We start from the raw sequence: 22191 nt of genomic DNA, 5'->3' as shown, positions 1-22191 counted from the left end.
CGTATGAAAAGACTTTTCTTCTCAGTGTTTATTCTCGCCATTTCGCTTCATGCCATGGCGCAATATATCATTCGTCCCACGCGGAAAACACCCACAAGTTTTGCTATTATCATCGATAGCACGAGCTATGTAAAGGCAAAAGATGCGGTGATGGCTTATAAAAACAGCATTGAAAACGATGGATTGGGCACTTATATTGCCGTGGCAACATGGCGTAATCCAGAAGCCATCAAGTCGCTCTTAAAGCAATGGCACAGCAACAAACAGCAGCCCTTAGAGGGTGCTGTGTTTGTAGGTGACATCCCCATCCCCATGATTCGCGATGCACAACACCTCACTTCTGCCTTCAAAATGAATCAAAAGAGCGACTGGAAAGCATCCAGTGTGCCGAGCGATCGATATTATGACGACTTCGGACTCACATTCAAATCCCTCAAACAAGATGCCGAAAAGCAACTCTATTTCTATTATAGTTTGTCACCAAAGAGCAAGACTTATCTCTCGCCCGATATCTATACAGGTCGTATAAAGCCTTTAGAAATCGCGGGAAAAGATAAGTATGAGTTGCTAAAAAGCTATCTTTATAAGGTCGCAAGACTTAAAAACGCTGAGCAAAACAATGTTCTTGACCACCTGACAATGGCTCGCGGACATGGTTATAACTCTGAAGACAGGGGAGCATGGGCAGGAGAACAGCTTGCATTGCGTGAGCAGTTGCCTTCTCTTTTCGGTCAGAAGGCAACGGTGAAGTTCTTAGATTTCGACACCTTCTACCCTGCAAAACTGGTTTATCTCAATGAAGCCATGGACCCACAACTTGATGTTTTGCTCTTCCATCACCACGGAGCACCCGATACGCAGTATCTCAATGGCAACCAAGCTGTGTCTGGTGTTGAGGCATCGATTAAGAATATAAAGCGCTATCTGCATGCAAAGGTGGCAGAACGTGCCAAGAAAGTGGGCGCCGATAGTGCCGTAAGCTATTATGCTAAGCAGTTAAACGTGCCCGAAAGTTGGTGTCGTGAGGCCTTCGATGCTGCCATTCAACGCCGTGATTCTTTGTTTGCAGCCGACCAAGATATTTATACTTCCGACCTTCATCAACTCAAAACAAATGCTCGTTTTGTGCTGTTTGATGCGTGTTTTAATGGTTCTTTTCATGCCGATGATAACATTGCAGGCAGTTATCTCTTTAACGATGGAAGCACAATTGCCACAATTGGTGGCACGGTTAATGCCTTACAAGACAAATGGCCCGATGAGTTTATCGGACTACTTGCCACAGGCATGCGTGTGGGAAACCTCAATCGGTTTAATGGTTACTTAGAAAGTCATGTCATAGGTGACCCTACTTTCCACTTCACGGATAATGTTCATCCTGGTTTTTCCATAAATCTTGCATTATCATTGCATCATCGTGATGCAAAGTTTTGGATGCAACAACTCAATCATCCCTTACCCGATGTTCAGGCAATGGCCCTGCGTCAGCTGTGGTTATCAGGCAATCGTGAGACACAACAGCTATTAATTAAGAAATATAACACGTCGAAAGACTTCGTTGTTCGCATGGAAGCACTCAAACTTCTCAGTCTTTTCTATCCCGAAGAGAGTGTAATGGTGTTGAAATCTGCCCTTAACGACAGCTATGAACTTGTGCGTCGGCTCGCAGCTATCTATGCCTCACGCAATGGTTCGCCTGAACTGATTCCGTCGTTGGTCCATACTTTCATCACGCGTGGCCACGAACCACGATTGGGTTTCCAGCTATTGGGCAACATAGAAGCCTTTGACAGTGAGAAGGTTTCAACCGAACTCAATCGTCAAATGGCTGAAACTCCACGCTATAGTGATGCAGTTATCCGTCCATTACGACTGACTTTGCAGAAGGCTCCAAGCAACTTTGCTGAGGTTTTGAAGGAAATCACAAATCAAAATGACAAACCTGTGCGCAGAGAAAATGCCATTTTGCGATTCCGCAACAAACCACAAGCGCAGATTATCCCTACACTTCTTGGCATCGTTAGCAATGAAAACGAGGATAATGGCGTGCGTATCAAGGCCGCACACACCTTGGGTTGGTTTGACATCAACTATCAACGACACAACATTGTACACCAACTTTCTATGCTGAAAACGTCGAATGACGAATTAAACGATGAGATACAACGCACAATAAACCGCTTAAACAGACAATAAACAACCAGCATAGGCAAAGCCTTTTCTTTGCCTTCATCCCTTTATCCCACTCTCTTTGATTTGTCCGACCACATCAGTCATGTGCTCGGACAAATTGTTTTATGCTATCATCATCTTGCATACGCCAACCCAGCATAGCCTCGTTTCTCACCCAAACCATACGAACAAGAGAACAGGCGGTATCAAGTTATGAATCAGGGCATTTCCAATGACAACGTTGTTACACATTAAAGGCAAAATGATTTGAGGCAAATGGGCCTGCAAAATGCGTCAAATGACGATATGTTTTGCCGTATTTTACACGATGAAATGACGCAAATCATTTTATGTTTCATTATCAATGATACCAGCATCACAATTACCTCACCACGCAACTCGGTACGAGTTGTTCCTTTGATAGCCCGGGGTTGGCGAGGAACGAGCCTACCCCGGGTGAGTATTCGCAAGGAGATTCAACGCCGTAGGTGTTGAGCTTTTTCTATAAAAGCATGGTTATAGCGAGGGGATTTATGGCGGATTACGCTTAAAAAGCGTAACACCTATGGCGTTGTTCCCCGCACAATATCAACTAACCCAGGGTAGCCTGCACTATCGTTTGGCAACCCTGGGCTATCAAAAGCGCAACACCTACGGCGTTGAAACGTGCATTTTATGATACAATTGATGCTAACATGCGAATAAATAAATAGCAAAATGTGCTAATATTTCAATGGATATATCCACCATGATGAATGTTGTAACCACGCAATATCGTAGGTATTATATCAATCTTCTAATGAACGTATTTGCCATTATGAATGTTTCCAACCCGCAACATCGTGTGTATGATGATGATTACTCAATGAATGTGTTTAACATTGTGACTGCTCTCATGGTGCAACTCGGTACGAGTTGTTCCTTTGATAGCCCGGGGTTGGCGAGGAACGAGCCTACCCCGGGGAAACATTCGCAAGGAGATTCAACGCTGTAAGTGTTGAGCTTTTTCTGTAAAAGCATGGGTATAGCGAAGGCATTTATGGCAAATTGCGCTTAGAAAGCGCAACACCTACGGCGTTGAAACGTGCATTTTTTGATACGATTTATTTCGTTTTACAACATAATTTAATGGCTTGTTACGCGGAAATAAACATTATCTACAACATTGATTCAAACAATTTGTGAAATGATATATATTGTAGCATAATTCAACATTAAATATATCATGCCACAATTTGCGCCATTTTATACGATAATCTGCGTCATTTCATCGTGTAAAACGCGGCAAATTACACGATGAAATGGCGCAAATCATTTTACTCTTCATTATCAACCACGCCAACATTCCTAATTACTCCTCAAACAACTCCCTCCATTTCAAAGGGTAACTACTCCCCTCCCTCTTCGGGGAGGGGCTGGGGGTGAGGCTTTGTTTCCCTTCCTTCGTTTTGCAAAAGGGCTGGGGGTGAGGCTGAAAGGGCCTGTACTTGAGGCTTTATTCCCTACTCTCCTCCTCAATAACTATTGTATTTCGTTTCACTCTTACATGGTAAGTCTTACCCGGAAAGAAGCGTTTGGTAACCTTCTTTGTAAAGAGTACATTCCTGATTGGAGGCTGACGGAACTTACTTGAGGTATAAACTTCAAAAAGAAGAGCGTGAGAATCGGCATCAATGTAATAGCCATTGATCCACGATAAGCATACACCTCGGCCGGCTTTTACGTTATCTACACTGATGAGAGATATGCCTTGAATATCTTTTATGTGGTTTTCGTGGTGGAAAATCAACCTGCTATGCTGTGGATGTTGACGCATCCAATGATGCTTTTCATAGAGTATCACGAAGATAATCCAGCAAATAAGTGCGCCAAAAGGTAGCATAAAGCGATATGTAAACATATCATGTAAAGAGTGATTGAATAGCCACTGTTTATAAACTGGAAACCATTTCTCGGCAAACACTATCGTAATTACACACAGAACTGCGGCAACTTCGATGCTCAAAACAGCTCTTAAACGCAATGTTTTGAAGCTGGGTAGCGTTTGAATTGGCGAAATATTGAAGGTAAAATAATAGGCTGCGATGAGTATAATGGTTGGTCCGATAGCCATTAATAAAAGAAAAAGGATGCTCTCCATAAGGATATTGTTTAATGAAATGATATTTTTTTATTCACTCTCTCTATCAAATTAACGGCTACAAAGTTACATTTATTTTCATACTTTCAATGGTTTGAAGGTGTAAAACATGTATTTTGACTTCATAAAATGGTAGAGTTGGCCTCTCTATCTGCGTGATTTAGGTTTGAGAATCGGCCGTTTTTAAGTGATAAACAGATAGGATAGCAGATGCAGAATCTTATGATTTGTGTCGCGATAATTAGGTAAACGTTTGCACAAATAATATTGCATGTTGTTTGAAAAAGCGAAAACAACTTTGCCATTTCCTACTTATATTTGTGCAAATAAGATGTAAATCTAAACAATTCTAACTTAATTCTCAGTTTAATCTAATTTTATTTAAGCGCTATGAAGATGAATATGATGAGGGCTTTACTGCTCTTTTGGGCAACGTCTCAGCTGAAAACTTCGGCTTGTTCCAAGCAGATGGTCAGGTAAAGAAAACGCTTGAACACCCTCTTGCACGTCATCTTCAAGCCTTAAATCGCATCCGTCAGGCTGTGCCGGCATTGAGAAAGGGGCAATATTCTACTGAAGGTTGCTCATCAAATGGTGGCCGTGCATGGAAGAAACGCTCTTGGTGCATCATGAAAAATGATTGCCAAGAGCCTGTTTTGCACCTCATCGCACCCTTGTTCGCTGGATAACGCTGACCAGACGCTAACAAACCATAAAATCATTCCACGCTAATCATACGACAATTTGCGTCATTTCACCGCGTGATTTGCGTCATTTCATCGAGTAAAATGAGTCAGATTATCGAGTGAAATGCGGCATTTCATTGCATGATGATTTACTTCTTGCGCCCAAAATCGGCGGGAACCTCCCCCCACTTCTTGGTTTCCCATTTCATCACCCGCGTCATTACCTGATGCGTACGCAGCCAGTTCTCGGCGCGTTCTACAATTTGAAAGAGGGCTTCGGTTTGCGAATTGCGGTCTAATTTCGTTTTACATTTCTTGTTCTTTACCCACAAAATGGCGTTATAACTGTCTGAATAGACAACACGATTGCGGTCACCTTGCTTGTCAATCAAGGCCAAAGCGTGGACAATAGCAAGGAATTCGCCAATGTTATTTGTGCCATACATGGGACCGAAATGAAACACACGTGCTCCCGTTTGCAGGTCGACGGCCTGGTATTCCATAGGACCTGGGTTGCCCGAACAAGCCGCATCGACTGCCCAGGCATACGCTTCTACGTCCTCAGCCAATGGCAAAACCGTATCGTTTCGCCAGTCTGGGACATCTGATAATTCGTGTTTCTTTGCCAAAGATATAACGATTTGTGATGTAAAACGATTCAGAAGATAAAACAAGGTGCATGTCTAAGCCCGTCAATCCCCTCCATTTGGAGGGATTGAAAAAGGAGTTTACATACGTTCTGGAACTTCGATTCCGAGCAGTTCCATGCCATTTTTGATGACCTTTGCTACGTTCTTGGCCAACACAAGACGTGTAATCTTCTCGCCATTTGAGTCGGCATTGAGGATGCTATAATCGTGATAGAACTGATTAAAGTCTTTTGTTAGCTCGTAACAATAGTTGGCTATGCCGCTTGGACTATAGTCCTTACCCGCTTGTTCGACTGCAGCACCAAAGTCATTAAGCTTTTGAATGAGTTGGATTTCTTTCTCATTGAGAGGTGCATCCATGCTCAACGTCTCGGGAAGTGTGATATTTTCGGCCTCAGCCTTACGCAAAATAGAACGTATTCTCGCGTAGGTATATTGGATGAAAGGCCCTGTATTACCATTGAAATCAATGCTTTCTTCAGGGTTAAACAGCATATTTTTGCGTGCATCTACCTTCAAAATAAAGTATTTCAAGGCACCCAAGCCAACGATACGAGCCACGTTTTGTTTCTCCTCTTCGGTCATATCCTTGAACTTTCCGAGTTCATCGCTTGTCTTACGAGCGTCATCTATCATCGCCGCTACAAGGTCATCAGCGTCTACAACAGTGCCTTCGCGGCTCTTCATCTTGCCATTTGGCAGTTCAACCATACCGTAAGAGAAGTGTACTAAGGCTTTACCCCACTTGAAACCAAGGCGATCTAACAAGATGGAAAGCACCTGGAAGTGATAGTTTTGCTCATTACCCACGACGTAAATCATCTTATCTATCGGGTAATCTTTAAAGCGCATATCGGCTGTTCCGATATCTTGTGTCATGTAAACCGATGTACCATCACTTCTAAGTAGCAACTTTTGATCAAGTCCTTCGTTTGTAAGGTCGGCCCAAACACTATTGTCTTCTTTGCGGAAGAATAGGCCTTTGGCGAGTCCTTCCTCAACCTTTTTCTTGCCTTCAAGGTAAGTTTCTGACTCATAATAAATCTTATCGAAGCCCACTCCAAGTGTTTTGTAAGTCTCATCAAAGCCAGCATAGACCCAATTATTCATCTTTTCCCAGAGTGCTCTGACCTCTTTGTCGCCCTGTTCCCATTTTACCAACATGGCATGTGCCTCCTTAATGAGAGGCGCTTCGGCTTTAGCCTTCTCGGTAGCAGCCTCTTCTGACAAGCCCTCTTGCATGTATTGAGCTTTGAGTTGCTCGCATTCGGCTCTGTAATGTTTGTCAAAAGCCACATAGAAATCACCGATTAAGTGGTCGCCTTTCTTGCCCGCTTGCTCGGGAGTAATGCCATTTCCCCACTTCAACCAAGCCAACATAGACTTACAAATGTGTATACCTCGGTCGTTAACGATATTGGTTTTGACTACTTTATAGCCGTTAGCATGCATGATTTGAGCCAAAGACCAGCCCAAAAGATTATTGCGAACATGACCCAAATGCAATGGTTTATTCGTGTTAGGTGAGCTATATTCAATCATCACTAATGGCGAATCATCGGATACTTTCTTTTCACCAAACTTCTCATCGGCATTGATATCATTAAGCAAACTCAGCCAAGCGTCTTTGCCAACAACAAGGTTTAAGAACCCTTTTACTACGTTGAAAGAAGACACTGCGCTACATTTCTTCACCAAAGCTTCGCCAATTTCCTGCGCCGTTTGCTCGGGATTCTTCTTTGAAAGCTTTAAGAAGGGGAACACAACCAATGTGAGATTGCCTTCAAAGTTACTACGTGTCTTTTGCAGTTGCACCATTGTTGCCGGCACATCCTGGCCATAAAGTTCTTTCACTACAAGGAGAACAGAACTTGATATTGCGTTTTCTATATTCATACCGATATGTTGTTTCAAATTGATTTCTGTTGCAAAATTACAACAAAAAGGATGGATTACAAAATAAAAGGCATAATAAAAGGTGCAAAGGAATGGCAAACATTGCGTGGATTACACTTTTCCTATGAGATGATTTGATTTTATCGAGGGTATAATTCAAGCCGACATCAAATTAAAAAAGCGTTTGTTTTGCCATTCATCTTTTTTCCATTAACTTTGCATTCGTTGTTATTAATCATTCGAAATATGGAACAAAATCTCATCATTTATAATACATTGACACGCCATAAAGAGCTGTTCAAACCGCAACATGCACCTAATGTGGGCATGTATGTATGTGGACCGACCGTCTATGGTGACCCACATTTGGGGCACGCTCGACCCGCAATAACGTTTGATATCCTATTCCGCTATCTGCAACACATAGGATATAAGGTGAGATATGTACGCAATATAACCGACGTTGGGCATTTAGAGCACGATGCAGATGAAGGAGATGACAAGATAGAAAAAAAGGCAAGACTCGAACAACTGGAGCCAATGGAGATAGCACAACACTATACTAACCGCTATCATGCAGCCATGGAAGCGCTCAATGTGTTGCCACCTTCGATTGAACCACATGCTACTGGACACATCATTGAACAGGAAGAACTCGTAAAAGAGATTCTAAACAACGGCTATGCCTATGAGAGTAACGGCAGCATTTACTTCGATGTAGTGAAATATAACAATGACCACAGGTATGGAATCCTATCGGGTCGCAACCTAACGGACTTGATAAATAACAGCCGAGAGCTTCAAGGCGTCAGCGAAAAGAAGCATCAGGTGGACTTTGCACTATGGAAGAAGGCGCAGCCTGAACACATTATGCGATGGCCAAGCCCTTGGAGTGTTGGCTTTCCTGGCTGGCATTGCGAGTGCACGGCTATGGGAAGGAAGTATTTGGGCAGTCATTTCGACATCCATGGTGGCGGTATGGACCTCATCTTTCCACATCATGAATGTGAAATAGCACAAGCAGTTGCAAGCCAAGGAGACCAAATGGTACACTATTGGATGCATAATAACATGATCACGATCAATGGTCAAAAGATGGGAAAGAGCTTGGGAAACTTCATTACTTTGGAACAATTCTTTACCGGGAATCATGCAAGTTTGACCCAAGCTTATAGCCCAATGACGATTCGTTTCTTTATTCTTTCGGCACATTATCGTGGTACTGTCGACTTCTCTAATGAGGCTTTGGAAGCTGCCCAGAAAGGATATGAGAGACTGATGAATGCCTTTGATGACCTCGAACGCGTTCCTGTGAGCGATCATTGCGATGCAGAGACCCAGCAGTTTGTTAAGAATTTCCGCCAACGTTGCTATGATGCAATGAATGACGACTTGCAAACGCCACTCGTAATCAGCTATCTTTTCGAAGCATGTCACCTCATAAATACACTTCTTGACCATAAAACTACGATTGATTCTGATAGTCTTCATGAGCTAAGTGAAGCGATGAAACTCTTTGCTTTCAACCTTTTGGGCTTGAAAAACGAAAAGGGTGACAACAACGAAGCACGCGAAGAAGCCTATGGAAAGGTTGTAGACATGGTGTTAGATTTGCGTGCTAAGGCTAAGGCGGATAAGGATTGGGCGACCAGTGACAAGATACGTGATGCACTTTCTGAGGCTGGTTTTGAAGTAAAAGATACGAAAGATGGAGTCACTTGGAAATTGAATAAATAGTTATTTGAAAGAAATAAAAACCTTTTTCAGCGTGAATGCGAAGCCATTCTTTGGCTTCGACATTCTCGCTTTCATTTTCTTACCTTATCATTCCATTCGTTTTGTTCATCAACGAATGCCGAAAATCACAGCATTCTCGTATGTCCTGCCAGGCATGTGCAGTTTTCTTTTTAGGTCTTACCTTATTATTTTAGGCATTGAAGCTGCCTAAAATCAAAAAAAATATGTAAGTTTGCAACCATGCAAGAGGTGACAAAAGAACTACAACCGAAATGGAATGCCGTGATTATTGATGTGTTTGCGGCCTTCATCCGTATTTGCGAGCAGTATGGACTGTGCTATTTCTGTGCGGGAGGAACGGCAATCGGTGCCGTGCGTCATCAAGGAATGATACCTTGGGACGATGATATTGATGTGTTCATGCCACGTCCCGACTATGACCGCTTCCTTGCTTTGGCAGCCCATTCGATGCCCGAAGGCTACGAGGTGATGACTCCTTATAACACCAAGGACTATCCGATGTATTTCTCCAAGATGTGCAATGCACGCACAACGCTGCTTGAAAACGAGCATATCCCCTGCATTTTCGGACTTTATATAGATATTTTCCCATTGGACGGGGCTTGTGACGACATTGAAACCTGCTATCAGAAGAAGTGTCGTTTCAAGCGTTTGATGAACAAATTGGAAGCTATTTCCACGCATAACAGCTTCGGTGAGTATGTTTCGCTGCTGAAAAAACGAAGTGAATGGGGCCGTTTTGCGGTGAAGACCGTAGCTTTCTTCTGCCGTCCATGGCTTCGGAAGTGGCTCTTAAAGCAAATGGATAACATTGCTTATGCCAATGATTACGCGCAATCTTCAAGCGTTGTCACTTACAGTGGGGTGTATCATAGACAGGAAATCTATCCGAAAGCATGGCTTGAAACACCGCAATCATTTTCCTTTGAGGGTCTCATGGTGAACCTTCCCCATGATTATGACGCCTATCTTCGCCATTTCTTCGGCGATTATATGACGCCCCCTCCTGTGGAAAAGCGGGCATCTCATCATCAGAAAGTGTTCTTTAATCTCGATAAACGCATTGCTTTGAGCGATGTAAAAAGCCTATTGAAAAAGATGAAATCATGAATATTGCCGTTATTTTTGCCGGTGGTTCAGGACTGCGTATGCACACAAAGTCGAAGCCGAAGCAGTTTCTTGACCTCAACGGAAAGCCTATTATCATCTATACTTTGGAGCTGTTCGACAATCATCCGATGATAGATGGCATTGTTGTAGCCTGCATTGAAAGCTGGATTCCCTATCTGAAGAAACAGCTGAAGAAGTTTGAAATCAACAAGGTTATAAGCATTGTGCCAGGCGGAGCAACAGGACAAGACTCCATTTACAACGGACTTTGTGCAGCCGAAGCCCATGCAAAGGGAGAAAATGCCACGGTGTTAATCCACGATGGTGTGCGTCCGTTGATTACCGAAGAAACGATAACCGACAATATAAATAAGGTGGCCGAGTGTGGCTCTTGCATCACTTGCGTGCCTGCCACAGAGACTTTCATCGTCAAACAGGCCGACGGAAGTCTTGAAATTCCAACGCGTTCGGCTTCGCTGATAGCGCGTGCGCCGCAGTCATTCAAGTTGAATGATATCCTCGCAGCCCACAGGAAGGCTATCAAAGAGGGGCGTCACGACTATATAGACTCGTGCACGATGATGAACAGTCAAGGCATGATATTGGGCACAGTCATAGGACCGGTGGAGAATATCAAGATTACCACGCCAACGGATTTCTTCGTTTTGCGGGCTATGGTGAAAGTACATGAAGACCAACAGATATTCGGTTTATAGATTACAAGGCATGAATACAGTTTTAGATAATGACATCAGAGCGTTCAAAGAGCAGTTCTGTCTCAAGTCATCTTTAGCAGGAACTACGATTTGTGTAACGGGGTCAACTGGGCTTTTGGGCAGTATTGCAGTGAAATGTCTGTTGGGTATCGGTGCAAAAGTCGTGGCAGTCATTCGTGATGAGGCTAAGGCTGAGCGTGTGTTAGGGCCAGAAAACGACCGACTTCGTTATTATCTCTACGATTTTTCGAATGCCGACAGCAGAGAGTTCATGCCCCCTGGAACTATAGACTACGTCATTCATTTTGCCAGTCCCACGGCATCCAAGTATTTCGTTGACAGGCCGGTAGAGACTATCGACACGATATATCAAGGCACGAAAGCCGTGTTGTCGTATGCCATGAAGCAGCCGCTGAAGTCGCTTGTCTTTGCTTCTTCACTTGAAATCTATGGCACAATAACCGATGATGCCGTACCTATTACGGAAGAAGTGCAGGGATATATCGACCCCATGTCGGTGCGCAGCAGTTATCCCATGGCTAAAAGACTCGCCGAAACCCTATGCCACAGCTATGCCATGGAGTATCAGTGTCCTGTCAGAATAGCCCGACTTGCACAGGTGTTTGGCGCAGGAGTAGTCCTTGATGACACGCGAGTGTTTGCACAGTTTGCCCGCTGTGTCATTCAGAATAACGACATTACGCTCCATACCAAGGGCGACCTTTGCCGCTGTTATTGCTATACCCTTGATGCCATTACGGGCATTCTCTATATCCTGTTGAAAGGAAAGGACGGCGAAGTCTATAATGTTTCCAACCGTGAAACCTATATTTCAATCCGCAACATGGCTGAAATGGTGTGCCGAGACTTTGGCTCTTCCATTCATACGGAGGTCAAATTGCAGGAAGGTATGGGCTATTCGCCGACGACAAAACTGTTGCTTTCTTCTGCCAAATTAGAGGCTTTGGGTTGGAAACCGCATTATAATCTGCATGAGATGTACGACAGACTGATACGTTCCATGAGGGAAATGGCATGATGATATTGAACATTGTGCATTGGAATTTGAACTTTCTGATATGTTATTTTGGCTTAAATAGGACAGAAGAAACCTGTAAACCACCATTTTTAGGTATTGCAGTTTTGAATATTTTTTGTTATCTTTGCCGCACGAAAACATAGAGAACTCTATAACAAAAAGAACTATGAAGATTGAAAAAATCCATGCAAGAGAGATCCTCGATTCAAGAGGTAATCCAACAGTTGAAGTAGAAGTAACCCTCGAAAACGGTGTAATGGGCCGTGCAAGTGTACCATCTGGTGCATCAACGGGTGAGAATGAAGCCCTCGAACTGCGTGATGGCGACAAGAAACGCTATGGTGGTAAGGGTGTACTTAAGGCTGTAGAGAACGTCAATAACGTTATTGCTCCTGCCCTAAAAGGCGAGGATGTACGCAACCAACGCGCTCTCGATTACAAGATGTTAGCACTTGATGGTACGCCAACTAAGAGCAAACTTGGTGCTAATGCCATTCTTGGTGTGAGCTTAGCTGTGGCACAAACTGCTGCAAAAGCACTCAATTTACCATTGTATCGCTATATTGGTGGCGCCAACACTTACGTGCTTCCAGTTCCTATGATGAATATAATTAACGGTGGAGCTCACAGTGATGCACCAATCGCTTTCCAAGAGTTTATGATCCGTCCAGTAGGTGCTTCTTCAGAGAAAGAGGCTATTCGAATGGGTGCAGAGGTATTCCACGCATTGGCAAAGAACTTGAAGAAGCGTGGTCTTTCTACTGCAGTAGGCGATGAAGGCGGTTTCGCTCCTAAGTTTGATGGTATCGAAGACGCTCTCGATTCAATCATTCAGGCTATCAAGGACGCTGGTTACGAGCCAGGAAAAGACGTTAAGATTGCTATGGACTGCGCTGCTTCAGAGTTTGCAGTACAGGAGAATGGCCAGTGGTTCTATGACTATCGTCAACTGAAGAACGGCATGCCAAAGGATCCTAACGGTAAGAAGTTCACAGCAGATGAGCAGATTGCTTACCTCGAACAACTCATTACAAAGTATCCTATCGACTCAATTGAGGACGGACTCGATGAGAATGACTGGGAGAACTGGGTGAAACTGACCGCTAAGATTGGTGATCGTTGCCAGTTGGTTGGTGATGATTTGTTTGTAACTAACGTTAAATTCCTCGAGAAAGGTATTAAGATGGGAGCCGGAAATGCTATCCTTATCAAGGTTAACCAGATTGGTTCTCTCACTGAAACCCTTGAAGCTATTGAGATGGCACACCGCCATGGCTACACAACGGTTACTTCTCACCGCTCTGGAGAGACTGAGGATACAACCATTGCAGACATTGCTGTCGCTACAAACTCAGGCCAAATCAAGACCGGTTCAATGAGCCGCACTGACCGTATGGCTAAGTACAACCAGCTCATCCGCATCGAAGAAGAACTTGGTTGCGTAGCAAAATATGGCTATACTAAGCTTCGCTAAATCGTAAATCAACTTTCATAACACCACGTTATGATTGATGATATGGCTTCATATACACTTTTTGAAAGTGTTGCGAGCTATGGATAGACTGCCAAATAGCCATTCGACACCTGCCAAAGCACAGAGAGTCGTCAATCATAACCACGCGTTTTGAATATTGATTTCTAAATTCATATGGGGTAACCGACATTGTTCGGTTACCTTTTTTTATGCCAATAACCTCATGCCTACCCATAGTTTACGCTTCAAGCCAAATCATTTAAGTCAAACTTCCACCTTATTATATTATATAGAGTAAAGCCTTCAAGTTTGCAACATGCAATAAAATGAAAGCTGAAAAGCGCGTTTTCCATGATTCATAAAACTCAAAAAGGAAGTTCATTTGGGTCATAATACATTCGTATATGCCACAAACAAACTTCCTTTTCCTATGGTTTTATCGACTCAATCAGCCGATTTGTGCTTCAAACGACTTATCCTTCAACAATAGAATACTATCGTTTCAGCAACACATTCGATTCTTTTCCTTATCTGATGAAAAGCAACTCACGATATTTTGGCAATGTCCAAAGCTCATCACTCACCACAAGTTCAAGTTTATCTACCTGATAACGAATGGCTGCCATCTTAGGAACAATGTTGTCATGGTAGGCAATTGCCTTCTCGCGGGCATCCTCAATACGGTTCGCAACCTTACGAGCGTTGACGAGTTCTTCAACTCCTGACTCTATGAGTTGCGTGCGTTCTGCAATCTCCTTGATAATTTTTATGTTGCGTTCCGTTAAGAGTTTCCCTTCCTCCCGACCGAAAATATCAATCATACTCTGCACATTCTTGGCCAATTGACTTTGATAATGTGTAGCAATTGGAACGATATGATTCATCACAAGGTCGCCAATGACGCGCGCTTCTATTTGTATTTTCTTCGTGTAAGTCTCCCATTTAACTTCATTTCGAGCCTTAAGTTCATCGTGACTCATGACATTTGTCAACTCAAACATAGCCACACTGTCCTCATCTAAATAACGATCGAAGCACACAGGGCACGAAGATTCGCTGTCAAGTCCGCGCTTCTTAGCCTCCTCTTTCCATTCATCACTATATCCATTGCCATCAAAACGAATGGGTTTACAAGTCTTGATATCCTCACGAATGATGTCAATGATAGCACTGGTCTTGTCTTCTCCCCCAGCAATGAGCGCGTCAACACGTTGCTTAAAGTTAGTCAAGGCCTCAGCAACTGCAGCATTCAATACAATCATTGCACTCGCACAATTGGCTTCACTGCCTACCGCGCGGAACTCAAATCTATTTCCTGTGAAGGCAAAGGGCGACGTTCTGTTGCGGTCTGTGTTATCAATGAGCAGCTCAGGTATCTCTGGTATGCCGAGCTTCATGCCCTTCTTACCCGACACAGTGAATAAATCCTTCTTGTCTGCAAGTTCAATATGGTCGAGCAAATCAGTGAGTTGCTTTCCTAAAAACGATGAAATGATGGCAGGAGGAGCCTCGTTTGCACCCAGTCGATGGTCGTTAGTTGCACTCATAACACAGGCTTTTAACAACCCGTTATGACGATAAACTGCCATCAAAGTCTCTACAATGAAGACAACAAAACGCAGGTTATCTTCGGCCGTTTTCCCTGAACGATGCAATAGTATGCCCGTATCGGTCGTGAGACTCCAGTTGTTATGCTTTCCACTTCCATTGATTCCATCGAATGGTTTCTCGTGTAACAACACTCTAAACCCATGTTTGTTTGCCACCTTCTTCATTAGGCTCATCAACACCATATTATGGTCAACAGCAAGGTTACATTCCTCAAATATCGGCGCCAACTCAAACTGACCAGGGGCCACTTCGTTATGCCTTGTCTTACAGGGGATACCAAGTTCAAGTGCTTGTATCTCCAAATCTTTCATAAAAGCCTGTACTCTCTCGGGGATAGTACCAAAGTAATGGTCGTCCATCTGTTGGTTTTTAGCCGAATCATGGCCCATCAACGTGCGACCGGTAAGCATTAAGTCGGGGCGAGTTGAATAGATATCAGCGTCTACAAGGAAATATTCCTGCTCCCAACCCAAGTTGGCTGTCACCTTCTTTACATCCTTATTGAAGTAGTGACAAACCTTAGTGGCAGCCACATTCACGGCATGAAGCGAGCGCAACAAAGGCGCTTTATAATCTAAAGCCTCACCCGTGTAAGAGATAAATATAGTCGGTATGCACAAGGTATCATCGATAATGAACACTGGAGAGGTAGGATCCCAGGCGCTATATCCACGTGCTTCAAACGTATTTCGAATGCCTCCGTTAGGAAAAGAGGAAGCATCAGGCTCTTGCTGTGCCAGTAATTTCCCTGAGAACTCTTCTATCAAACCTCCCTTTCCGTCGTGTTCTACAAAGGCATCATGCTTTTCTGCCGTCCCTTCTGTTAGCGGTTGGAACCAGTGAGTGTAGTGAGTGACACCGTTTTCCATTGCCCATTGCTTCATGGCATGAGCCACATCGTCGGCAATAGAGCGGTCAAGTTGCGCGCCATTGTCAATGACATCAGTCAACTTCTCATACACATCAAGTGGCAGATACTTATACATCTTCTGACGATTGAACACCTTTTTAGCAAAGTATTCACTTGGACGCTCTTGTGGAACAGCAACATCTAACGGACGTTTCCTAAACGCTTCTGCTACAGCCTCAAATCTTAAGTTTACCATTTTCCTGTTCTTTATGATGAATGTTATATCTTCTTTCTATACAACTCTTGCTGCAAATATACGTCTTTCTCGTCAACTTTGTTCTCGATGGATAAGTAAATTCTTTTCCAAATCACGCTTTTCTGTATTTGTTTCAAAGGCTATCGGTCTAAAAAGCCTCCTCTTTCATGAAACACTATCCTCCGAAACTTGTCACAAATTCTATGAATGTATGAAACAAAAAAAGACTCCCACGCACGCCGTGAGAGTCCTTTCTATACCTTATTCTTACCAAAACTTATTCTGCTTCTCGTCGTATTTGAAACCAACCGCAGCCAGTTTATCTTCCAAATCCTTACGATTCACATTCATATCATCACATAGTTCATCAAGCGAACCATAGTTATCGCGCAGCAACATATTAACTGCACTATAAAGAATCATTGGGTCATTGGGTAATCTATCCATATTACTTGCTTTTTACCAACATTTATTTTCAACTGCAAAAGTAATACAAATAATTTATAATCAACAAGAGAAATGCTACGAATCTTCATCATCTTAAGGGATAAAATGATATAGTTTGCAATGCAATTGATAATCAACATTGTAGGCGTTGAACTAAAACGGAATTATAAACTGCGTCATTTCACGCGCTAATTTGCGTCAAACAACTCAATGTTTTGCCGTATTTTACACGATAAAATGACGCAAACCATTTTATGTCTAATTAGCAACAACATCGTCGCGACAATTGTTTCATCTCGCAACTCGGTACGAGTTGTGTTTTTGATAGCCCGGGGTTGGCGAGGGACGAGCCTACCCCGGGTAAACATTCGCAAGGAGATTCAACGCCGTAGGTGTTGCGCTTTTTCAGTGAAAACATGGGTATAGCGAGGGAATTTATGGCGGATTACGCTTAAAAAGCGTAACACTGATGGCGTTGAAACATTTATTTTCTAATACTATTAAGGATAACATACGAATAAATAAATGGCAAAATGTGGAAACATTCTAATGAATACATCCGCCACTGCAAATGTTGCAACGACGCAACTCCGTAGGTATAGCGCCATTATTCCAATGAATGAATTTTGCAATATAAATGTTCTCATCTCGCAACTCGGTACGAGTTGTTCTTTTGATAGCCCGGGGTTGGTGAGGAACGAGCCTACCCCGGGTGAGCATCCGCAAGGAGATTCAACGCCGTAGGTGTTGAGCTTTTTCTGAGAAGTCACACTTACAATGAACCCTTTTATGGCGGATTTATCAAAAAAAGCACAACACCTATGGCGTTGTTTCCCACAAACCATACGTTACCCCAGGGTAGCCTGCACTATCGTTTGGCAACCCTGGGCTATCAAAAGCGCAACACCTACGGCGTTGAAACATGCATTCTTCGATGCAATTTCTTTCGTATTACAACGTGATTTAATGGCTTGTCACGCGGAAAAAACATTATCTACAACATGGGGTCAAATGATTTGTCAAACGATATGCATCGAGACATAATCCAATATCCAATACCTCATGCAACAATTTGTACCAAACAGCGATGTAATCTGCGTCATTTCATCGTGTAAACCGCGACAAATTACGAGATTGTTTGCCTTAAATTATTTTACGCTTCATTATCAAACATTTCGCCACCTTTAATTACCTCTCAAATAACTCCCTCCATTTCAAGGAGTAACTACTCCCCTCTCTCTTCGGAGAACCATAGGTCGCTGTTCGTGAAGCCTGCGAAACGAGGAAAGCAAAGGGCTGGGGGTGAGGCTTTGTTTCCCTTTCTCCGTTTTGCAGAGGGGCTGGGGGTGAGGCTAAAAGGGGCAGGTATCTCGGCTTTATTTGAATACAATAAGCTTACGAGAAGCTTAGGTTGACATTTTCTTTCGCAAGAGTTTCAGTGATGAACTGAGATAGTTTTTGACGGTTTGTGACGAGAGATTCAGCGAATCGGCAATCTCTTGGATGGGCATATGCTGTTCTTTACTCATCTCATATATCTGACATTCGCGCTTAGAAAGCAGCTTCTTTGACTGCTGAAGTCGGTCGATTGACTCCTGATGTTCTATCTGATCGTGGGGCGAAGGCCATGGAGATATCTCTTTAGCTGCCTTTTGATAGTCTTCAAAATCAATCTTTGCGATTTGTTTTCTGAAGCTATCGATGATGAGATTTCGGGCTATCGTGAATAGCAAGGCATGCACATTGCCGTAACAATCAAGTTGTTCGCGGGTGTTCCAAAGCTTCATAAACGTCTCTTGAACAATGTCTTCGGCCAACGAAGTGTTCTTGGTTTGCGCCAGAGCAAAGCCATACAACTTGTTGGAAAAGCGCATATATAGCTCTGAGAAGGCTTGTTCTGAACCTTCTTTCAGTTGCGATATGCACATTTTATCATCGTTCTCCATAGATGTTTTGTTCGCATTTTATGGTTGCAAAGGTGCGCTTTATGCTTTGATTTCAGACTGTTTAGCCGCTTCTTTGTACTCCAATGGAAAGATAACTTACGTTAAGTACCAAGTATTAGTGCTGCAAAGATATACAAATTCTATCATATTCTATCACGATATGAGTCATTTTTATACATAGTCCCTATTTTTATAGATAGAATGTAGAGGGTTGTTGCGAAGGAAATAAGCTGCAAAAACAGACTAAGAATTTGGTAAACAGAGGACAGAAAAGAGGGATTTGAAGAATGAAGGCAGGCGATGTGTAACATGAAAAGATGGTGACGGGCGCAAAAAAAGATTGAAAAAAGAGTGGAAAAAGATAGTACTTTTTTCATGATTCAACGTAATATAGGTGTAATCTTATAAAGAGGAACACTATTAATAATATTAAATCAAATTACATGAAACATTTATTGTTCGGATTATTACTGCTGTTTTGTGTCAGTGCTAAAGGCATTGAGGTGACTCATGGACCTTGGATTTGCGACATGGATAGCACTGGTGCCACTATTGTTTGGGTGACTGACAAGCCTGGTTTGTCGTGGGTTGAGATAGCACCCGAGGGAAAAGACCACTTCTATGGTAAGGTAAGGCCACGCTATTACGATGTGTTAGCGGGACGAAAACTGCTTACCGACAGCGTGCATCGCGTGCGTGTCACTGGTCTTAAGCCTGATTCAAGGTATCGTTACCGTGTGTTTACACAGCAAGTTGACGAGTGGCGCTATGACGATTGGGTGAGTTTAGGGAAGACTGCCTATACAGATGTGTGGAAAGGAAAGCCATATGAGTTCACGACTTACCCCGTAAAGCCTCGCGAAATCACTTTCTTGGTGCTGAATGATATCCATGAACGTCCGCAGTTTATGAAGGAATTGTGCAAGAATGTGGACTTCAATAAACTTGATTTTGTGCTGCTCAATGGTGATATGTCACATCGTTTGAGAGATCAAAAGCACATGATGGACGCCTATTTAGATACCTGTGTGAGCATGTTTGCTACGCATACACCATTGTTTTTCAACCGTGGTAATCACGAACTTCGAGGTCAATTTGCAGACTATCTCTATCGTTACTTCCCCACAAACAACGACAAATATTATCGCCTTCAGCATGTAGCGGGAGTGGATTTCCTATTTATTGACTCGGGAGAAGATAAGCCAGATGAAGACATTGAGTATAGCGGCATCGTTAGTTATGACCAATATCGCGAGGAGCAGGCACGTTGGTTGAAGTCGTTAAGAGAGGAACATAAGGTTGGAAAATACCCCTTAATAGTCTTCTCTCACATGCCTCCTACGTTGGAAAACTGGCATGGTCCCTACCACATGCAAGAGACTTTAACGCCTGAACTCAATAAGATGAATGTATCAGTTATGCTTTCTGGCCATCTACATAGATTCGGATATCAGGAGCCTAACGAGGTAATCAACTTCCCAAATCTTGTTAACAGCAACAACACCTACTTGCTTTGCCACATCAAAAACGGTAAGATGGAAGTGGATTATGTTGGTCTTACGGCGAAAGAAAAGAAGCATTTTACTTTCCCTTTGAAATAAATCATCTCACAAAGAAAGATGCACCATCAACAAATGATGGTGCATCTTTTTTATATTTCAATAGTGCTATTTGCACCATTAAAGCTTTCTTCCTTTATAGACAGTAGGATTTTGGCTCATAAAAAGCTTGGTTTTCAACTTTATTTCTACCTGTTTTTATGAGTAATAAGTCTTAGGTGGCAAAGAACATCACGATAATTTGTGCAATGATTACACGCAAAAACATCCCTAATGGATAAACCGATGCGTAACTGATACTGGCAGTATCGCCCTTAATAGTATCGTTTGCATAGCCCAAAGCCATTGGGTTAGCCATACTTCCACAAAGGATTCCGCAAATGGTTCCAAAGTCAAACTTCTTCGTTTTCAATGCTATCAGCCCAACAATCAATACAGGAATGATTGTAATCAATGCTCCTATACCAATCCAAAGCAAGCCTTGTGGCCGCATAACTGTATCAAAGAAGTCCTTTCCTGCATCCAAACCGAGACATGCAAGATAAAGACTTAGTCCAAGTTTGCGTAGCATCAATGATGCCGATTGCGTTGTATAAGAGATAAAATGCATCTTAGGACCAAGCGCACCCACTATGATTCCCATGATAATTGGACCACCCGCGATACCTAATCTCACAGAGCTCTCCATGCCTGGAATGCTGATTGGGATTGTGCCTATAGCCAAACCTAAGAATATTCCAAAAAGAATGCTGCCAATATTTGGTTCATTTAGTGTCTTCACTGAATTGCCAAAGTAACTCTCTACATGGTTAACGGCCTCGTGTTGTCCTACAACTGTGACCCTATCTCCATATTGTAAACGAAGGTCACTTGTAGCTAACAGTTTCATATCTCCACGTAAAACTCGACTCACATTGACGCCATACGATTTGCGAAGATGCAGTTCTCCAAGTCTCTTTCCATTGAGTTCAGTACGTGTAAGCACGAGTACTCGACTCTCCACTTGAGTGTCAATGGCATTCCAGTCAATAGCTTCTTCGTTCCAATCCTTATTGATTTTCTTACCAAAAAGAATCTCCATAGCTCCTTCATCCTCTTTGGTTGTGATGACAAGTAGGTCATCATCGACCATCAAAGTAGTCTCGGCATTCGGTACAATGACTTCATTTCCTCGCCAAATACGCGAGATAATGAACTTCAAATGCGTCATATTTGACACCGAAGCAATGCTTTTTCCCGACGTCGCGGGATTCACAACTTTGAACTCTGCGATATAAGTGTGGTCGTTACTCTCGGCAGTTTTCACCTCAAGGTCAGCGGGTTTAACAAACAATTTGCGTAGAAGCATCATCGCAATTATAACGCCAAGCACACCCAAAGGATAGGTAACAGCAGTCGCAAGTGCCACAGTTCCGCTACTCATTCCAAGGTGACTGAGGGCTTGAGTGGCTGCACCAAGGGCGGGAGTATTCGTAGTTGCTCCGCAAAGTAGACCCAACATATCGGGTAAGTTGATACCCGTTAGGGGAATCAATAGCAACGAAAAGAGCGTTCCAACGACTATAATGGCGAGGCTCCACATGTTTTGTGACATCCCTTCATGACGCAAAGAACCAAAGAAGTTTGGGCCTACATGCAAGCCAAGACAATAGACAAACATAGCTAAACCGAATGTTTCGGCATAGTCAAGTACCGTGGGATCTATACTCAATCCAAGGTGACCGGCGAGGATACCCACAAAGAAAACAAACGCTATTCCAAGGGAAATGCCCATTATTTTGACTTTTCCTATGGCCAAACCAAACGCGATTATAATCGATAAAATGACTACAGTCTGAATGGAAGAATGAACAGAAAATAAGTTGTTTACCCAGTCCATAG

18 protein-coding genes and 1 pseudogene are annotated in these 22191 nt (G+C 43.0%); 12 read left to right on the top strand and 7 right to left on the bottom strand.

The annotated features are described in order from the left end of the window. Positions 1 to 3: 3 nt before the first annotated feature. From HMPREF9145_RS08730 to HMPREF9145_RS13015, 3 genes and pseudogenes are all read left to right on the top strand, one after another. Positions 4 to 2196, top strand: coding sequence for a HEAT repeat domain-containing protein (locus HMPREF9145_RS08730; protein WP_021825782.1), 2193 nt, complete (start codon positions 4 to 6; stop codon positions 2194 to 2196). 356 nt (positions 2197 to 2552) lie between these two features. Further along, a pseudogene (locus HMPREF9145_RS14310) lies at positions 2553 to 2660 on the top strand (tetrahydrofolate synthase); the annotation flags it as partial. 245 nt (positions 2661 to 2905) lie between these two features. Then, positions 2906 to 3166, top strand: coding sequence for a tetrahydrofolate synthase (locus HMPREF9145_RS13015; protein WP_081697721.1), 261 nt, complete (start codon positions 2906 to 2908; stop codon positions 3164 to 3166). Positions 3167 to 3667: 501 nt separating this feature from the next. On the opposite strand, the gene HMPREF9145_RS12500 is transcribed toward HMPREF9145_RS13015, so the two are convergent. Then, positions 3668 to 4312 (bottom strand): hypothetical protein, encoded by a 645-nt coding sequence (locus tag HMPREF9145_RS12500; protein WP_021826012.1) that lies wholly within the window; start codon positions 4310 to 4312, stop codon positions 3668 to 3670. 425 nt (positions 4313 to 4737) lie between these two features. Here HMPREF9145_RS12500 and HMPREF9145_RS08720 point away from each other — a divergent pair, with 425 nt between their 5' ends. Next, positions 4738 to 5001, top strand: a complete 264-nt coding sequence (locus HMPREF9145_RS08720; RefSeq protein ID WP_021825804.1) for a hypothetical protein — start codon at positions 4738 to 4740, stop codon at positions 4999 to 5001. A 146-nt stretch (positions 5002 to 5147) separates the two neighbouring features. Here the strand turns inward: HMPREF9145_RS08720 and HMPREF9145_RS08715 are convergent, their stop codons facing one another. Both HMPREF9145_RS08715 and argS read right to left on the bottom strand, forming a co-directional pair. Beyond that, entirely contained in the window at positions 5148 to 5627 is a 480-nt protein-coding gene (locus HMPREF9145_RS08715; RefSeq protein WP_007135128.1) for an RNase H family protein, read from the bottom strand. A 99-nt stretch (positions 5628 to 5726) separates the two neighbouring features. Further along, positions 5727 to 7544, bottom strand: a complete 1818-nt coding sequence (gene argS, locus HMPREF9145_RS08710) for an arginine--tRNA ligase (RefSeq protein ID WP_021825971.1) — start codon at positions 7542 to 7544, stop codon at positions 5727 to 5729. 246 nt (positions 7545 to 7790) lie between these two features. On the opposite strand from argS, the gene cysS reads away from it, so the two are divergent. From cysS to eno, 5 genes are all read left to right on the top strand, one after another. Next, positions 7791 to 9281 (top strand): cysteine--tRNA ligase, encoded by a 1491-nt coding sequence (cysS, locus tag HMPREF9145_RS08705; protein WP_021825946.1) that lies wholly within the window; start codon positions 7791 to 7793, stop codon positions 9279 to 9281. 240 nt (positions 9282 to 9521) lie between these two features. Beyond that, the gene (locus HMPREF9145_RS08700; protein ID WP_021825783.1) at positions 9522 to 10412 is read left to right on the top strand and encodes a LicD family protein; all 891 of its coding nucleotides are present in this window, start codon (positions 9522 to 9524) and stop codon (positions 10410 to 10412) included. Further along, complete coding sequence (locus HMPREF9145_RS08695; RefSeq protein ID WP_021825838.1) at positions 10409 to 11128, top strand: IspD/TarI family cytidylyltransferase; 720 nt, start codon at positions 10409 to 10411, stop codon at positions 11126 to 11128. The genes HMPREF9145_RS08700 and HMPREF9145_RS08695 overlap by 4 nt, the downstream gene beginning before the upstream one ends. A gap of 10 nt (positions 11129 to 11138) precedes the next feature. Beyond that, a complete protein-coding gene (locus tag HMPREF9145_RS08690; protein ID WP_021825927.1) occupies positions 11139 to 12167 on the top strand; it encodes an NAD-dependent epimerase/dehydratase family protein in 1029 nt (342 codons plus the stop codon). A gap of 166 nt (positions 12168 to 12333) precedes the next feature. Beyond that, on the top strand, positions 12334 to 13641 hold the full coding sequence (gene eno, locus HMPREF9145_RS08685) for a phosphopyruvate hydratase (RefSeq protein WP_021825987.1): 1308 nt from the start codon (positions 12334 to 12336) through the stop codon (positions 13639 to 13641). Between the two features lie 527 nt (positions 13642 to 14168). Here eno and HMPREF9145_RS08680 read toward each other — a convergent pair. Next, positions 14169 to 16358 carry a glutamine synthetase III family protein gene (locus tag HMPREF9145_RS08680; RefSeq protein WP_021825950.1) on the bottom strand — a complete coding sequence of 730 codons (2190 nt, stop codon included), beginning with the start codon at positions 16356 to 16358 and terminating at the stop codon, positions 14169 to 14171. Between the two features lie 267 nt (positions 16359 to 16625). Next, the gene (locus HMPREF9145_RS08675; RefSeq protein ID WP_007135121.1) at positions 16626 to 16805 is read right to left on the bottom strand and encodes a DUF4250 domain-containing protein; all 180 of its coding nucleotides are present in this window, start codon (positions 16803 to 16805) and stop codon (positions 16626 to 16628) included. A gap of 549 nt (positions 16806 to 17354) precedes the next feature. Between HMPREF9145_RS08675 and HMPREF9145_RS13005 the strand changes: the two genes are divergently transcribed. Together HMPREF9145_RS13005 and HMPREF9145_RS13745 are read left to right on the top strand one after the other, a co-directional pair. Continuing rightward, complete coding sequence (locus tag HMPREF9145_RS13005) at positions 17355 to 17549, top strand: hypothetical protein (RefSeq protein WP_081697735.1); 195 nt, start codon at positions 17355 to 17357, stop codon at positions 17547 to 17549. Positions 17550 to 17626: 77 nt separating this feature from the next. Beyond that, entirely contained in the window at positions 17627 to 17767 is a 141-nt protein-coding gene (locus HMPREF9145_RS13745; protein WP_196809759.1) for a hypothetical protein, read from the top strand. Between the two features lie 444 nt (positions 17768 to 18211). Here HMPREF9145_RS13745 and HMPREF9145_RS08665 read toward each other — a convergent pair whose 3' ends face one another. Continuing rightward, positions 18212 to 18751 carry an RNA polymerase sigma factor gene (locus HMPREF9145_RS08665; RefSeq protein ID WP_021825870.1) on the bottom strand — a complete coding sequence of 180 codons (540 nt, stop codon included), beginning with the start codon at positions 18749 to 18751 and terminating at the stop codon, positions 18212 to 18214. Positions 18752 to 19194: 443 nt separating this feature from the next. On the opposite strand from HMPREF9145_RS08665, the gene HMPREF9145_RS08660 reads away from it, so the two are divergent. After that, positions 19195 to 20352, top strand: a complete 1158-nt coding sequence (locus HMPREF9145_RS08660; protein WP_021825797.1) for a purple acid phosphatase family protein — start codon at positions 19195 to 19197, stop codon at positions 20350 to 20352. A gap of 172 nt (positions 20353 to 20524) precedes the next feature. Here the strand turns inward: HMPREF9145_RS08660 and HMPREF9145_RS08655 are convergent, their stop codons facing one another. Beyond that, positions 20525 to 22189 carry a putative transporter gene (locus HMPREF9145_RS08655; RefSeq protein ID WP_021825992.1) on the bottom strand — a complete coding sequence of 555 codons (1665 nt, stop codon included), beginning with the start codon at positions 22187 to 22189 and terminating at the stop codon, positions 20525 to 20527. Positions 22190 to 22191: the final 2 nt, after the last annotated feature.

The organism is Segatella salivae F0493, from assembly GCF_000477535.1.
Classification (GTDB): domain Bacteria; phylum Bacteroidota; class Bacteroidia; order Bacteroidales; family Bacteroidaceae; genus Prevotella; species Prevotella salivae.
The sequence above is the reverse complement of the archived record's forward strand: the minus strand, read 5'-3'. Positions and strand labels throughout refer to the sequence as shown.

Excerpts from the sequence above, each read along its gene's own strand:
- HMPREF9145_RS08690 (WP_021825927.1), top strand. The coding sequence starts at position 11,139 with ATGAATACAGTTTTAGATAATGACATCAGAGCGTTCAAAGAGCAGTTC.
- HMPREF9145_RS13745 (WP_196809759.1), top strand. The coding sequence starts at position 17,627 with ATGGCGTTGTTTCCCACAAACCATACGTTACCCCAGGGTAGCCTGCAC.
- HMPREF9145_RS13015 (WP_081697721.1), top strand. The coding sequence starts at position 2,906 with ATGGATATATCCACCATGATGAATGTTGTAACCACGCAATATCGTAGG.
- HMPREF9145_RS08730 (WP_021825782.1), top strand. The coding sequence starts at position 4 with ATGAAAAGACTTTTCTTCTCAGTGTTTATTCTCGCCATTTCGCTTCAT.
- HMPREF9145_RS08695 (WP_021825838.1), top strand. The coding sequence starts at position 10,409 with ATGAATATTGCCGTTATTTTTGCCGGTGGTTCAGGACTGCGTATGCAC.
- argS (WP_021825971.1), bottom strand. The coding sequence starts at position 7,544 with ATGAATATAGAAAACGCAATATCAAGTTCTGTTCTCCTTGTAGTGAAA.
- eno (WP_021825987.1), top strand. The coding sequence starts at position 12,334 with ATGAAGATTGAAAAAATCCATGCAAGAGAGATCCTCGATTCAAGAGGT.
- HMPREF9145_RS08655 (WP_021825992.1), bottom strand. The coding sequence starts at position 22,189 with ATGGACTGGGTAAACAACTTATTTTCTGTTCATTCTTCCATTCAGACT.
- HMPREF9145_RS08680 (WP_021825950.1), bottom strand. The coding sequence starts at position 16,358 with ATGGTAAACTTAAGATTTGAGGCTGTAGCAGAAGCGTTTAGGAAACGT.
- HMPREF9145_RS08660 (WP_021825797.1), top strand. The coding sequence starts at position 19,195 with ATGAAACATTTATTGTTCGGATTATTACTGCTGTTTTGTGTCAGTGCT.
- HMPREF9145_RS08665 (WP_021825870.1), bottom strand. The coding sequence starts at position 18,751 with ATGGAGAACGATGATAAAATGTGCATATCGCAACTGAAAGAAGGTTCA.
- HMPREF9145_RS08700 (WP_021825783.1), top strand. The coding sequence starts at position 9,522 with ATGCAAGAGGTGACAAAAGAACTACAACCGAAATGGAATGCCGTGATT.
- HMPREF9145_RS08675 (WP_007135121.1), bottom strand. The coding sequence starts at position 16,805 with ATGGATAGATTACCCAATGACCCAATGATTCTTTATAGTGCAGTTAAT.
- cysS (WP_021825946.1), top strand. The coding sequence starts at position 7,791 with ATGGAACAAAATCTCATCATTTATAATACATTGACACGCCATAAAGAG.
- HMPREF9145_RS12500 (WP_021826012.1), bottom strand. The coding sequence starts at position 4,312 with ATGGAGAGCATCCTTTTTCTTTTATTAATGGCTATCGGACCAACCATT.
- HMPREF9145_RS13005 (WP_081697735.1), top strand. The coding sequence starts at position 17,355 with ATGAATACATCCGCCACTGCAAATGTTGCAACGACGCAACTCCGTAGG.